We start from the raw sequence: 14,234 nt of genomic DNA on the forward strand, positions 1-14,234 counted from the left end.
GCCCGGGCGCTACCACCAGGCGGCGTCGAGCCGGCCTTCGATGGCTCTGATGTTGGCGCGGGCGCAGTCGTCGCAGTAGTAGAGGCCGGTGCCGTTCTCGACCGAGTAGGTCCAAGTCGGCGGTGGACCCTCGGCAGGAGCCGGGGTCCCGCAGTGGGAGCACACGATGGTTTCGGCCACCGGTCGATTCTGGTCGTCCACCTCGCGACGATACCGCCGCGCCGGGCTCTTTGAGGCCACAACGCACCGCGGGGGCCGGTCCGTCAGGACCGGCCCCCGCCTCATGTTGCTTGGAGCCTGTGTCTCAGGCTCTTACTTCCTGGTCGTGCCGACCGGGCGCCGGCCGTCAGTGCATGACGGCCATGGCGAGGGCACGGCGGGCGCGCATCGACGCGCGCTCGGCCCGCCGCTGCATCCGCCGGGCGGCGACCATGCGTACGGCCTGGCGCTCCACCTCGGCTTCCTGCAGCCGCTGATGCATATGCGCACGGGCCAGGGCTTCTGGCATGAGTTGCATTTCGAGGGTCCTGTTCTGACGCGACTCGTTCGCGCCGGTGGTGGTGAAGTCTGGGGTCGCGGAGCCGGTGGGCTCGCTGGCGGACGTCGTCATCGGGGCCTGCTTCTGGGGGTCGTTCGTTCGGGGGTGGTCGATGGTTCCCGGGCGGTTCATGCCGCGACCGGGTTCTTGCGCGGGCGACCACGCGGCCGCTTGCGGGCAACGACCACACCCTGGACGAAGAGCTCGCCGCCCCAGACGCCCCACGGCTCGCGCCGCTCCTTGGCACCCGCGAGGCAGGCGGCCATCAGGGGGCAGGTCTGGCAGAGCGACTTGGCGTACTCGACATCGGCCGGCGACTCGGCGAAGAAGACCTCCGGGTCGAAGGAACGGCAGGGGACGGGTACGCCGAGGTTCTCGATGGCGTCGTCAAGCGCGGTGAGCGCGGTAAGGGGAGTCAAGGCGGGGTCCTCCGTGAGACCGGGCGGGGGGAGAGTCGGGGCGGGCGGTACGGACGGGGCGTGCGCTTCGAGTTGCACGGTGGTTTCAACCTCGTCTTGTCGGGTGTGTTCGGCTGTGTCGGTCCGGCCGGTCGGCCGGGTTTCGGCTGGTACCGAGGCCCCCTTCACTCCGTCCGTCCCGTTCGGGACAAACAGAAGGGCCGCGGATCCCTGATGGGGTTCCGCGGCCCTGAAGGCGCCTGCCTGATCTGGATCAGGCTGGATCACTCCAGGGTTCGAGCCCACGGAAGGCCCACATCGTGTGGTGCTGGTAGTGCTTCGTCTGCTTCTCGGCTCCGGCACCGGTCGCCGCAAAGGCGTGGGCCTGAGCCCGTCCCTTCGCTACTGCTGCTCCCGGCGCCTGAATCGGTCGCTCATTGCGCTCATCACGCACGGGGAGGCTCGCCAGGGAGGCCGGAACGACGGCGGAGATGCCGACGAGACCGGAGGCGCCGGTGGACAGACCGGTGCCCTGGAGAGAAGAGCCGAGCGTGCAGGTGGCGGCGACCGAGCGGTCCGTCACTTTGGTGCTGATGAAGCTGGTGGTGATCTCGATGTAGCTGGCCACTGGTCTCGCCTCCTCTCGGCGTCTCGGGGACTTCGGCCTCGCGGCCTGATCCCATGCGTATTCGGATAAGTACAGCTAAGTACAGCACGGAGACCCGGCTTCGGAGAAGCTCTCGTTTCCGTGGTTAAGAACCTATGGGGATTCCTGGGGCGGGCGCAAACTATTTTTTCGACGAGTTTTCACGAACCTGCCTCGTCGCCTCCTCCAGGCTCCTCACCTGCGCAGATGGCCAGGACATCGGTGCCGAACCGGTCCAGCTTGCGGGCGCCGACGCCGGAGATCACCGCGAGCTCGTGCCCGTTGGACGGCACGGCCTCCGCGATCGCCATGAGCGTCTTGTCCGTGAAGACGACGTACGGGGGCATGCCCAGCTCCTGCGCCTGGTGGGAGCGCCAGTCCCGGAGCCGCTCGTACAGCGCCTCGTCCATGTCCGAGGGGCAGTCCTCGCAGCGCATCAGTTTCATCTCGCCGGCCTCGGTGAGTGTTTTCCCGCACACCCGGCACAGCACCGGGCCCCGGCGGACCCGCTTGCGGGCGGCGGGGCCGCGCTCGATGCCACCCGCACCGCCCGCTGCCGCCCGGCCGGCGCGGGAGCCGGAGCCCGGGCGCAGGCCGTCCAGGAAGTGGCTGGGGCGACGGTGGGCCCGGCCGCCGGGAGAGCGCGAGAGCGACCAGGAGAGCCCCAGATGGAGCCGGGCCCGGGTGACGCCGACGTACAGCAGCCGGCGCTCCTCCTCGATCTGCTCGTCCGTCTTGGCGTACGTGATCGGAAGCATGCCCTCGGTGAGGCCGACCAGGAACACCGCGTCCCACTCCAGGCCCTTCGCCGCGTGCAGCGAGGCGAGGGTGACGCCCTGCACGGTCGGGGCGTGCTGGGCTTCTTCCCGGGCCCGGAGCTCGGCCGCCAGGTCGGACAGCGTCGCGTCGGGCTTCGCCCGCACGTAGTCCTCGGCGAGGCGGACGAGGGCGGCCAGCGACTCCCACTTGTCGCGCACCGCGCCGGAGCCCTTCGGGGGCACGGCCGTCCAGCCCTTGGTGCCGAGCACGGCCCGCACCTGGGAGGGCAGGTCCACGGCGTCGTCGAGCAGCGCGTCGTTGCGGCCGGCCACGGAGGCGCCCCTGAGGGCGGTCATCGCCTCGCGGACCTCGGGGCGCTCGAAGAACCGCTCGGCGCCGCGCAGCTGGTACGGCACGTCGAGGTCCGCGAGTGCCTGCTCGTAGATCTCGGACTGGGCGTTGATCCGGTACAGCACCGCGATCTCGCCGGCCGGGACCCCGGAGCGGATGAGGTCGCGGATGCGCCGGGCCACGCCCTCGGCCTCGGCGGGCTCGTCACCGTACTCCGTGTAGCTGGGCTCCGGGCCCTTGTCGCGCTGCGAGACCAGTTCGAGGCGGTGCTCGGCGGCGCGGCCGGTGGCCTGGTTGAGCAGCCCGTTGGCGAGGTGCACGACCTGGGGGGTGGAGCGGTAGTCCCGGACCAGCTTGACCACCGTCGCGCTCGGGTGGCGGGTGCGGAAGTCGAGGAGGTAGTCGGGGGTGGCGCCGGTGAAGGAGTAGATGGTCTGGCTGGCGTCGCCCACCACGCACAGGTTGCCCCGGTCGCCCACCCACAGGTCGAGCAGACGCTGCTGGAGGGGGCTGACGTCCTGGTACTCGTCCACCACGAAGTGCTGGTACTGGCCGCGCACCTTCTGCGCGATGTCCTCCCGGTACTGCAGGATGCCGACCAGGAGCAGCAGCACGTCCTCGAAGTCGATCACCACGCGGTCCTGCTTGAGCTGCTCGTACGTCCGGTAGATCTGGGCGATCTCGGCCGGGTCGCGGGGCGGTTCGCGGTGGGACTTGGCGACGGCCGCCGGGTAGTCGTCGGGGACCCTCTGGGTGACCTTCGCCCACTCGATCTCGCCGGTCACGTCGCGCAGCTCGTTGCGGTCGAGGCGGAGCCCGCTGCGGGCGGCCGCCTCGGCGACCAGCTGGACCTTGCGCTCGACGAGCCGGGGCGGGTACTTGCCGCCGACGGCCCCCTCCCAGAAGAACTGGAGCTGGCGCAGGGCCGCCGAGTGGAACGTACGGGCCTGGACGCTGCCGACGCCGAGCTCACGCAGCCGGCCGCGCATCTCGGCGGCCGCCCGGTTGGTGAACGTGACGGCCAGCACGCCGGACTGCGGGAGGATCCCCGAGCGCACCCCGTACGCGATCCGGTGGGTGATCGCGCGGGTCTTGCCCGTGCCCGCGCCGGCCAGCACGCACACCGGGCCGTGCAGGGCCGTCGCGACCTCGCGCTGCTCGGGGTCGAGCCCGTCGAGCACCGCGTCGGCCGTGTCCGGGACCGGCGGGAAGAGAGTGGAGTGCGTTGCTGATGTCACCCCGCCATGCTGCCAGGTCGCCCGGGACTGGTGCGCCGCGTTGTCCACAGGCGGCCCCCGCAGTCGTACTAATGCCAGCCGCACCGCCTTCCGCAGGCGCCGGGCACCTGGCTGAACAGCCACGATGCGGCCGCCGTGGCGATTCGGTCACATGCGGGCGCCGTACGGGAATGGTGCTCGGCCCTCGTACGTTCCAGTGCGTGCGGAACCGCATTCGGCGGGGCGCGCACGCCAGTCAGCGATACAGAGGAGCGCGAAGACATGCCGGGCACTGTGACGATGTACAGCACCACCTGGTGCGGCTACTGCCAGCGGCTGAAGAAGCAGATGGACCGCGAGGGCATCGCGTACACCGAGGTCAACATCGAGCACGACCCGGCGTCGGCGGCGTTCGTGGAGAAGGCCAACGGCGGCAACCAGACGGTCCCGACCGTGCTCTTCCACGACGGCTCGACGCTGACCAACCCGTCGCTCGCCCAGGTCAAGCAGAAGATCGGCGTCTGAGAGCGCCCGTACTGCGACTGATTACGGAAGGCCCCCGTCCCACCTCGGACGGGGGCCTTCCATATGTGGGGATGAGCATGGTCCGGTGTGCGGGTCCGGGTCAGTGCGTCGGCTTCGGGAGGGGCTTGCCGTACCAGAGCTCGATGAGGCGGGCCGCGATCGAGATGCCGTACGGGGGCAGGACCTCGCCGGACTCGAAGGCGGCGGCCAGGTCCTCGCGGGAGAACCAGCGGGCCTCGTGGATCTCCTCGCCGTCCACGTTGATCTCGGACGAGGTCGCCTTGGCCATGAAGCCGAGCATCAGGCTGGACGGGAACGGCCAGGGCTGGCTGGCGACGTACTCGACCGGGCCGACCGTGACGCCGGCCTCCTCGAAGACCTCGCGGCGCACCGACTGCTCGATGGACTCGCCGGGCTCGACGAAACCCGCCAGGGTGGAGAAACGGCCCTCGGGCCAGTGCACCTGGCGGCCGAGCAGCGCCCGGTCGTGCTCGTCCGTGACCAGCATGATCACGGCCGGGTCGGTGCGCGGGTAGTGCTCGGCTCCGCACGCCGGGCAGCGGCGGATGTGGCCGGCCGCGGCGATCACAGTGCGCTCGCCGCAGCGGGAGCAGAAGCGGTGCAGGCGCTGCCAGTTCTCCAGGGCGACGGCGTGCGTCATCAGGCTCGCGTCGCGCGGGGACAGCAGGAGGCCGGCCTCGCGCAGTCCGGCGGGCCGGGCCGACTGGTCCATGCGGCCCGGCAGGGCGTCCTTCTGGAGGGCGAAGTAGCTGACGCCGTCCTCGTCGGTGCCCAGGAAGTAGCGGTGGGTCTCGGTGACCGGGGCCTCGAAGGCCGGGGTCATGACGAGTTCGGTGCGCGCGTCCGTGCCGTCTGTGCCCTCGGTGGTGTCGTCGATCAGGACCTGGCCGCCGGAGACCACGAAGACCCGGGTCGTCGGGTGGCTCCAGGCGGCCGCCAGCCAGGCCTCGTCGAGGCGGTGGTGGGCCGCCCGGTCGATGCCGCTGGGCGCCGTGAGACCGATCGGCGTGGCGAGCCCGATCGGCTGGTCCGTGATGGCTTCACTGCTGGTGGTGCTCACAGGTGCTTCCAACTCCCCCGGGTGGATGGTGTGTTCAGCGATTTCTGTCAGCCGGCGGTCAGGCTGGCGGATCAGGCTGTCGTGGCGGCGAGGTCGCTCCACAGGTGGGCCGTGGTCTCGACGCCCTTGAACAGCAGATCCAGTTCGACCTTCTCGTTCGGCGCGTGCCAGCCGTCGGAGGGGACCGAGATCCCCAGGAACAGGACAGGCGCCGCCAGTACGTCCTGGAGGTCGGCGGCGGGTCCCGAGCCTCCCTCGCGGGTGAAGCGGACCTTCGTACCGAAGGCCTCGCCCATCGCCCGCACGACGGACTGGAGCGCCGGGTGGCCGAGCGGGGTGAGGCACGGCCGGGTGCCCGCGCTCCAGGTGATCTCGTGCCGGATCCCGGCCGGGATCCGCTCGGCGACCCAGTCGGTGACGAGCTTCTCGATGTGCTGGGGGTCCTGGCCCGCGACCAGGCGGAAGGACAGTTTCACCATGGCCGACGACGGGATGATCGTCTTGCCGCCGGGGCCCTGGTAGCCGCCGCCGATGCCGTTGACCTCGGCGGTCGGGCGGGCCCAGATCCGCTCAAGTGTGGAGAAGCCGGCCTCGCCCAGGGTCGCCCCCGACTTGGCGGTGTCCAGCCACTCGGCCTCGTCGAAGGGCAGCTCGGCGAAGAGCTCGCGTTCGGCGTCGGTCAGCTCGGCGATGCCGTCGTAGAAGCCGGGAATCGTGACGTGCTCGTCGGCGTCGTGCAGGGCCGCCACCAGGCGGGCCGCGGCCGTCGCCGGGTTGGGGACGGCGCCCCCGAAGGAGCCGGAGTGGATGTCCTGGCCGGGGCCGTACAGCTGGATCTCGCACTCGGCGAGGCCGCGCATGCCCGTGCACACGGTGGGGGTGTCCTCGGACCACATGCCGGTGTCGGAGACGATCACGGCGTCGGCCGCGAGGCGCTCGGCGTGCTGCTCGACGAGGGCGCGGAAGTGCGGCGAACCGGACTCCTCCTCGCCCTCGATCAGGAGCTTCAGATTGACGGCGGGGGCGGTGCGGCCGGTGGCGGCGAGGTGCGCGCGGACCCCGAGTGTGTGGAAGAACACCTGGCCCTTGTCGTCGGCGGCACCGCGTCCGTACATCCGCCCGTCGGTGATCACCGGCTCGAAGGGGTCGGTGTGCCAGCCGTCCTCGCGGGCCGCGGGCTGCACGTCGTGGTGGCCGTAGACCAGGACGGTGGGGGCGCCCGCCTCGCCCGAGGGCCACTCGGCGTAGACGGCGGGGGCGCCCGGGGTGGCCAGGATCTCGACGACCGGGAAGCCGGTCTCCTTGAGCTTGGCGGCGAGCCAGTCGGCACTGCGCCGTACGTCGGCGTCGTGGTCGGGCTGGGCCGACACGGACGGGATGCGCAGCCACTCCGCGAGGTCGTCGAGGAAGGCGGCGCGGTGCTGTTCGATGTACGTGCGCACCGTCTCGGTGGCGGTCTGGACGGCGCTGTCCGGGGTCTCGCTCATGCCCTTGAGCCTATCCGGCCGGGGGCGGTGGCCGGTCCGCCGGTCCGCCCTGCGGACTGCGCCCGAGCAGGATCGCCTCCAGCTCGGCCCGGCCCGGCAGACGGCCCGGTCGGACCGTCTCACCTGTGCGTACGTACACGAACGCGGCCCCGACCGACTCCAGCGGGACGCCCAGCTGCTCGGCCCAGGCGACCCGGTAGACCGCCAGCTGGAGGGGGTCGGCGGTGGCCTGCCGACCGGTCTTCCAGTCGACGATCTCGTACGTGGCGAGGGCGCCGTCGCCCTCCTTGTAGACGGCGTCGATCCGCCCCCTGATCACCCGGCCCGCCAGCGTCAGCTGGATGGGGGCCTCGGTGCGGTACGGGGTGCGAGCCGCGTACGGGGTGCGCTCGAAGGCCTCCTTGAGGGCGGCGAGGTCCCGCTCGTCCGCGATGTCGGCCTCGGTGTCGTCCGCACCGGGCAGCTCGTCCGGGCCCAGCATCGGCAGCGGGAGTTCCTCGAAGCGGGACTCCACCCAGGCGTGGAACCGGGTGCCCCGGCGGGCGGCCGGCTGCGGGCGGCTCGGCATGGGGCGGGCCAGATCACGGGCGAAGCCGTCGGGGTCGGCGGCCAGCCTCAGGAGCTCGGACGCGGTGAGCGAGGCCGGCACCTCCACCTCGCGGGTGGTCGCACGGGCCCGGCGCAGCTCGGTGGTGAGCGCCTCCAGGTCGCGGTCCCAGGAGTGCAGGGTGCGACGGTCCTCGGGGGTCAGGCGGGGAGCGGGGATGTCGGCGGGGGCCTGCGCCAGGGCGTGGTCGCGGACGCGGGTGTGCTCGACCGGCGCGGCCGGGGCGTGCTCGATCTCCGCGTCGGCGGACGGCGGGGTGGTGGCGGGGCGCTCGGTGGGCAGCAGGTCCCAGTCGTCGGTCAGGTCGACCGGGTGCCCCAACTCCCCTTCTCCATAAGGAGGGAAGGGGTCGTCCTCGTAGAGCTCGCCCTCGTGGGGATGGTCCTCGTACGGATCGGCTCCATAGGGCGCGTCTTCGTACAGCCCGTCCCCATAGGGCTCGTCCGCGAAAGGCGCGTCCTCATAAGAGGTGGGCGCTTCGTCATGGGGAGCTTCCGCGACCGGGGTCGCCAGGTGGGCCAGGACTCGTTCTGCGGCGGCGCGGCGGCGGGCCAGGGATTCCGGGTCGAGCGGGAGCGGCCAGGCGTGGGTGGTGGCGGACTCGTGGAGGGCGGGGTTCTCGGCGTCCTCGGCCGGTTCGTCCGCCCACGCCTCGATCTCGCCGTGGCCCGCCGCGCAGTGCTCGTACAGCGCGTGCAGGAAGTCGGAGGGGCCCCGGGGCTTCTTCTGGCTCGGGCCCCACCAGTGCCCGGAGCCGAGCAGCAGGGTGCGGGGGCGGGTGAACGTGACGTATCCCAGGCGCAGTTCCTCGGTGTGCTGGTGGTCCTTCATCGCCTCCTTGAAGGACTTGAGGCCCTTGGCGTCCCACTCCTCGACGACCGGCAGCGTCGGGGCGTCGCCGCGCAGCGCGTGCGGGAGGACCTTCGCCTGGGACGTCCAGGCCTCCCTCGACTGGGTGGAGGGGAACGTTCCGGTGACCAGGCCGGGGACGGCGACGACGTCCCACTCCAGGCCCTTGGACTTGTGGGCGGTGAGCACCTTCACCGTGTTCTCGCCGCCGGGCAGCGCGTTGTCCAGGCCCTTCTCGTACTGGGCGGCGGTGCGCAGGAAGCCGAGGAAGGCGAGGAGCGAGGCATCGCCGTCGAGCGCGGCGAAACCCGCCGCCGTGTCGAGGAACCCGGAGAGCGTCTCGCGGCGGCGGGCGGCCAGGGCGTGCGGGGAGGCGGAGAGCTCGACTTCGAGGCCGGTGACGCTCAGGACGCGGTGCAGTACGTCCATGAGCGGGTCGGCGAGCGAGCGGCGCAGGTCGCGCAGTTCGGCGGCCAGGCGGGCGAAGCGGACGCGGGCCTCGGCGGAGAAGGGCAGTTCGTCGTCCTCGGCGCCTTCGAGGAAGGTGTCCAGAGCGTCGGCGAGCGAGATCACCTCGGCCGGGTCGACGCCTTCGACGGCGTCGGCGAGGCGCTGGTCCGGGTCGTCGGAGTCGCCCGTGACGCGGCGTACGAGATTGCGGGCGCGGCGGCCGAGCAGCGCCAGGTCGCGCGGGCCGATGCGCCAGCGCGGGCCGGTCAGGATCCGTACGAGCGAGGCGTTGGCGCCCGGGTCCTGGAGGACTTCGCAGACCGCTACGAGGTCGGCGACCTCGGGCAGGTGGAGCAGGCCGGAGAGGCCGACGACCTCGACGGGGATGTCGCGGGCCACAAGGGCGCCCTGGATCTGCGGGAAGTCGCCCGCCGTACGGCACAGGACGGCGATCTCGCCGGGAGCCTTGCCGGTGCGCACGAGGTGGGCGATCGAGTCGGCGAGCCACTCGATCTCCTGCTCGTGGGTGTCGAGCAGGGCGATGCGGACGCTTCCGTCCCGCTCGGCGCCGGGGGCCGGGCGCAGCGCCTCGACGCCCTCGTGCATCGAACGCAGCGGCGCGGCAAGGGAGTTGGCGAGGTCCAGGAGGCGGCCGCCGCTGCGGCGGTTCTCGGACAGCGCGTAGCGGGTCGCGGGACGGCCGTCGGCGTACGGGAAGTGGCGGGGGAAGTCGTCGAGGTTGGCGACCGAGGCGCCGCGCCAGCCGTAGATGGCCTGGCAGGGGTCGCCTACGGCGGTCACGGCGTGGCCGGTGCCGCCGCCGAAGAGCGCGGCGAGCAGCCGGCGCTGGGCGACCGAGGTGTCCTGGTACTCGTCCAGGAGCACCACCTTGAACTCCTCGCGCAGGATCCGGCCGACCTCCGGGTGAGTGAGGGCGAGCTCGGCGGACAGCGCGATCTGGTCGCCGAAGTCGAGCAGGTCGCGGCTCTTCTTGGCGGCGCGGTAGCGGGTGGTGAGATCGAGCAGTTCCAGCCGGGCGGCGGCGGCCTCGGGCACCTTGCGCAGCTCGGCGTTGCTGAGCTTGGCGTCGGCGAGGGCGCGCAGCAGTTCCTGGTCGTACGCGGCCAGCCGCTCCGGGCGTACGAGGTGCTCCGCGAGCTCGGCGTCGAGCGCGAGCAGGTCGCTGACCAGGGAGGCGAACGACTTGGTCAGTGCGGGGTAGGGACCCGGGGCCTCGCGCAGTACGCGGGCGGCCAGCTGGAAGCGGGTGGCGTCGGCGAGGAGGCGTGAGGTGGGCTCCAGGCCTATGCGCAGGCCGTGGTCGGTGAGCAGGCGCCCCGCGAAGGCGTGGTACGTGGAAATGCCGGGCTCGCCCTGCTCGGGCTCCGGGGCGTCCGGGTCGGTGATCCCGGCCCTGATCAGGGCGGTGCGTACGCGCTCGGCGAGCTCGCCCGCGGCCTTGTTGGTGAAGGTCAGCCCCAGGACCTGCTCGGGCGCGACCTGGCCGGTGCCCACCAGCCACACGACCCGGGCCGCCATCACCGTGGTCTTCCCGGAGCCGGCTCCGGCCACGATGACCTGCGGGGCGGGCGGCGCGGTGATGCAGGCCGTCTGCTCCGGGGTGAACGGGATACCGAGGAGCTCTTTGAGCTGCTCGGGGTCGCTGAGGGGGGTGGGCACGGTTGAAAGGGTAGTGGGGGGTGCTGACAGTGGGGGCCGGGTTCAGGGCGGGGGCGCCCGCTACTCCACCACCTGCCGCCCCTCCGGCTGGGCCGTACACGACGCTCGGAACGTGCAGTGCGTGCAGTGCGTGCCCGGAGACGGGGTGAAGTGTTCGTCCAGGACCTTGCCCGCCGCTGTGGCCAATAGGTCGCCCACCCACTCGCCCGTCAAGGGCTGCTGGGACTGGACCTTCGGGTACGCGTCGCCGCCCTCGCGTTTGGGGGCGCTCTGGCGCAGGTGGACCAGTTCGGCGCCGCCGGGGTCGGGGCGTCGGCCGTCGAAGGCCTCGTCCAGGGCGCCCTCCCTCACCGCCAGCTGGTAGACGGCCAGTTGCGGGTGGGCGGCGACTTCCGCGGCGGTGGGCGACTGCTTGCCCGTCTTGAAGTCGACCACGTAGGCGCGGCCTTCGACGTCCTGCTCCACGCGGTCCATCGAGCCCCGGATGCGCACCTCGTACTCCCCCGCCTCCAGGGTCACGTCGAAGCCGTGTTCCGTGGCGACCGGGGTGCGGCCCGCGCGGTCCAGGGTGTGCCACTGGAGGAAGCGTTCCAGGGCGGCTCGCGCGTTCTGCTTCTCCTGGACCGACTTCCAGGGTGCGTCGAAGGCCAGCGCGTCCCAGACCGAGTCCAGGCGTTCCATCAGGACGGCCAGGTCCGCCGGCGTACGGCCGGAGGCGACCTCGTCGGCCAGGACGTGGACCACGTTGCCGAAGCCCTGGGCGGCCGTCGCGGGAGCGTCCGCCTTGACCTCCCGGCCCAGGAACCACTGCAGGGCGCAGGTGTTGGCCAGCTGGTCCAGGGCGCTGCCCGACAGTGCGACCGGGGCGGCACGGTCGCGCAGCGGGACCTCCGAGCGGGTCGGCTCGTACAGGCCCCACCAGCGGTGCGGATGCGCCGCCGGGACCAGCGGCTGGCCCTCGTCGTCGGCCAGCGCGGCCAGCCTGCCGAGGCGTTCGGCGGCCGCCTCGCGCAGCGCGTCGGAGGCCGCCGGGTCCACGGTCGTGGCGCGCAGCTCGGCGACCAGCGCGGCGACCGCGAGCGGGCGGCGGGGGCGGCCCGTCGTGTCCCGGGGTTCGACGCCCAGCTCGGTGAGGAAGCGGGACGGCTGGTCGCCGTCGTCGGCCGGAGCCTTGACGGCGGTCACCACGAGGCGGTCACGGGCGCGGGTGGCCGCGACATAGAAGAGGCGTCGTTCTTCGGCCAGGAGCGCGCCCGGGGTGAGCGGTTCGGCCAGGCCGTCGCGGCCGATCCGGTCGGCTTCGAGGAGCGAGCCCCGGCGGCGCAGGTCGGGCCAGAGCCCTTCCTGTACCCCGGCGACCACGACCAGGCTCCACTCCAGGCCCTTGGAGCGGTGGGCGGTCATGACGCGTACCGCGTCCGGGCGGGCGGCCCGGCGGGTCAGGGTGTCGGCGGCTATGTCCTGCGCGTCGACCTCTTCGAGGAAGTTGAGCGCGCCCCGGCCGCCGGTGCGCTCCTCGGCGCGGGCGGCGGTGTCGAACAGGGCGCAGACCGCGTCCAGATCGCGGTCGGCGGCTCGCCCGCCTGCCCCGCCGCGCAGCGCGGCGCGCTCCAGGCGCTGCGGCCAGGGGGTGCCGTTCCACAGCTCCCACAGCGCCTCGGCAGCGGTGCCGCCGCCCTCCAGGAGCTCGCGGGCCTTGCGCAGCAGCGCGGCGAGGCGCTGGGCGCCACGCGCGTACGAGGGGTCGTGTGCGACGAGCCGTTCGGGCTCGGCCAGCGCCCGGGCGAGCAGGACGTCGGAGGGTGCCGGGACGCGGTTGCCCGCGGCGCGTTCCTCGTCGCGCAGGGCCCGCCCGAGGCGCCGCAGGTCGGCGGTGTCCATGCCGCCCAGCGGCGAGGTGAGGAGGGTGTGCGCGGTCTCGGGGTCGAGCCAGGTGGTGGGTGCGGTGGGGCTGTTCGCCGCGTTCCTGTCCGGGTGGACGAGGCTGACGGGCGCGGGCGCGAGGGCTCCGGCGCCGTCCACCACGGCGGAGGAGGCCATGGCACCGCCTCCCGTGGCTGTGGCTCCGGCACCATCTCCCGCGGCGGTGGAAGCCCCGGCATCGGCGGTGGCTCCGGCACCGCCCGCCGCGCCGGCCGAGCCTCCGGCACCCCCGCCCCTGGGCCCGCCCTTGAGCGCCGCCCCCGCCACCACCCGCAGCGCCGTCAACAGCGGCGACACCGCCGGCTCGTCGCGCAGCGGGGTGTCCGCGCCCGACGTGTCCACGGGGATGCCCGCCGTCGTCAGGGCGCGGCGCAGGGCCGGGATCGTGCGGGTGCCCGCGCGGACCAGGACCGCCATCTCCTGCCAGGGGACGCCCTCTTCGAGGTGGGCGCGGCGCAGCAGGTCCGCGATGTTGTCCAGCTCGGTGGAGGCCGTGGGATACGTGTACGTCTCCACGCGGCCGCCCGTGCGGGTCGGCGACAGGTCGCGGTGCGCGCGGACCCGCTCGGCGGGCAGGCGCGGCAGCGGCATGCGGCGGGTCAGCAGCCGGGTCGCGTCCAGCAGGGCCGTGCCCGAGCGGCGGGACGTGGTGAGGACCTCGACGGGCGCCGGGCTCCCGTCCGTACGCGCGAACGTGTCGGGGAAGTCGAGGATGCCGTTGATGTCGGCACCCCGGAACGTGTAGATCGACTGGTCCGGGTCGCCGAACGCGACCAACGTGCGGCCGCCCCCCGCCAGCGCCTTCAGCAGCCGTACCTGTGCCGGGTCGGTGTCCTGGTACTCGTCGACGAACACCGCCTCATAAGAGGGCAGCTCGATGCGTTCGGCGAGCAGCACCGCGCGGTGCACGAGTTCCGCGTAGTCCAGGACGCCCTGGAGGTCGAGGACGTCGAGGTACTCCGCGAGGAACGCCGAGGCCGCCTTCCAGTCCGGGCGGCCCGCCCGCTCGGCGAATCGGGCCAGGGCGTCGGGGCCGAGGCCCAGTTCGCGGCTGCGGGCGAGCACCGCGCGCACCTCGTCGGCGAAGCCGCGCGTGGTCAGGCAGGCCCGCAGCTCGTCGGGCCAGCTCACATGCGCGAGCCCGGTGCGCTGGAGGTCGATCTGCCCGGCCAGGAGGTCGCGTACGGCCACGTCCTGTTCGGGGCCGGACAGCAGGCGCAGGGGCTCGCGGAACAGCTCGGCGTCCTGGTGCGCGCGGACCAGCGCGTAACAGTACGAGTGGAACGTGGTGGCTTGCGGGCTCTTCGCTCCGGCGCCGAGGCGCAACGCCATCCGGTCGCGGAGCTCGACCGCGGCCTTGCGGCTGAAGGTGAGGACCAGGACGCGTTCGGGATCCGTGCCGGCCGCCACCTTGGCCGCGACCGCCTCGACCAGGGTGGTCGTCTTGCCGGTGCCGGGCCCCGCGAGCACCAGAAGCGGACCCGATCGGTGGTCAACCACCCTGCGCTGGGGTGCGTCAAGGAGAGGGGGATCCACCGGATCCGGCGGGGTACGCACCAGTCGGTACGCGCCGGGGGACCGCCGACGTACCTGCTGGTACGTCTGACGCCCGGTGGAAGAGGAGGAGCTCACGTGGATCGCCGGTCCTGGTGGGTGTGCTGGTCGTGATGGTGACTACGAGGCCTGCGCGCCCGGCGCAGACCCTCGACGGTACGCCGAACCG

At 72.7% G+C, this 14,234-nt stretch carries 10 protein-coding genes; 1 reads left to right on the plus strand and 9 read right to left on the minus strand.

Annotation, left to right across the window (positions count from 1 at the left end; genetic code table 11):
- Positions 1–9: 9 nt before the first annotated feature.
- From ACWC2B_RS15020 to ACWC2B_RS15040, 5 genes are all read right to left on the minus strand, one after another.
- Positions 10–180, minus strand: a complete 171-nt coding sequence (locus tag ACWC2B_RS15020; protein ID WP_450716874.1) for a hypothetical protein — start codon at positions 178–180, stop codon at positions 10–12.
- Positions 181–346: 166 nt separating this feature from the next.
- Entirely contained in the window at positions 347–670 is a 324-nt protein-coding gene (locus ACWC2B_RS15025) for a hypothetical protein (protein WP_450716875.1), read from the minus strand.
- Positions 667–1,035: a WhiB family transcriptional regulator gene (locus tag ACWC2B_RS15030; RefSeq protein ID WP_053729898.1), complete on the minus strand. Its 369-nt coding sequence runs from the start codon at positions 1,033–1,035 to the stop codon at positions 667–669. Before ACWC2B_RS15030 ends, ACWC2B_RS15025 begins: the two co-directional genes overlap by 4 nt.
- 175 nt (positions 1,036–1,210) lie before the next feature.
- A complete protein-coding gene (locus tag ACWC2B_RS15035; protein ID WP_450716876.1) occupies positions 1,211–1,564 on the minus strand; it encodes a hypothetical protein in 354 nt (117 codons plus the stop codon).
- A gap of 179 nt (positions 1,565–1,743) precedes the next feature.
- A complete protein-coding gene (locus tag ACWC2B_RS15040) occupies positions 1,744–3,930 on the minus strand; it encodes an ATP-dependent DNA helicase UvrD2 (RefSeq protein WP_450716877.1) in 2,187 nt (728 codons plus the stop codon).
- A gap of 261 nt (positions 3,931–4,191) precedes the next feature.
- Here ACWC2B_RS15040 and ACWC2B_RS15045 point away from each other — a divergent pair, with 261 nt between their 5' ends.
- Positions 4,192–4,434, plus strand: a complete 243-nt coding sequence (locus ACWC2B_RS15045; RefSeq protein WP_344378264.1) for a mycoredoxin — start codon at positions 4,192–4,194, stop codon at positions 4,432–4,434.
- A 100-nt stretch (positions 4,435–4,534) separates the two neighbouring features.
- On the opposite strand, the gene nudC is transcribed toward ACWC2B_RS15045, so the two are convergent.
- From nudC to ACWC2B_RS15065, 4 genes are all read right to left on the minus strand, one after another.
- The gene (gene nudC, locus ACWC2B_RS15050) at positions 4,535–5,515 is read right to left on the minus strand and encodes an NAD(+) diphosphatase (protein WP_450716878.1); all 981 of its coding nucleotides are present in this window, start codon (positions 5,513–5,515) and stop codon (positions 4,535–4,537) included.
- A gap of 71 nt (positions 5,516–5,586) precedes the next feature.
- A complete protein-coding gene (locus ACWC2B_RS15055) occupies positions 5,587–7,002 on the minus strand; it encodes a dipeptidase (protein ID WP_450716879.1) in 1,416 nt (471 codons plus the stop codon).
- 10 nt (positions 7,003–7,012) lie between these two features.
- Positions 7,013–10,588: a UvrD-helicase domain-containing protein gene (locus ACWC2B_RS15060; protein ID WP_450716880.1), complete on the minus strand. Its 3,576-nt coding sequence runs from the start codon at positions 10,586–10,588 to the stop codon at positions 7,013–7,015.
- A 60-nt stretch (positions 10,589–10,648) separates the two neighbouring features.
- On the minus strand, positions 10,649–14,143 hold the full coding sequence (locus ACWC2B_RS15065; protein ID WP_450716881.1) for an ATP-dependent helicase: 3,495 nt from the start codon (positions 14,141–14,143) through the stop codon (positions 10,649–10,651).
- Positions 14,144–14,234: the final 91 nt, after the last annotated feature.

This window comes from Streptomyces sp. NPDC001415, assembly GCF_053597395.1.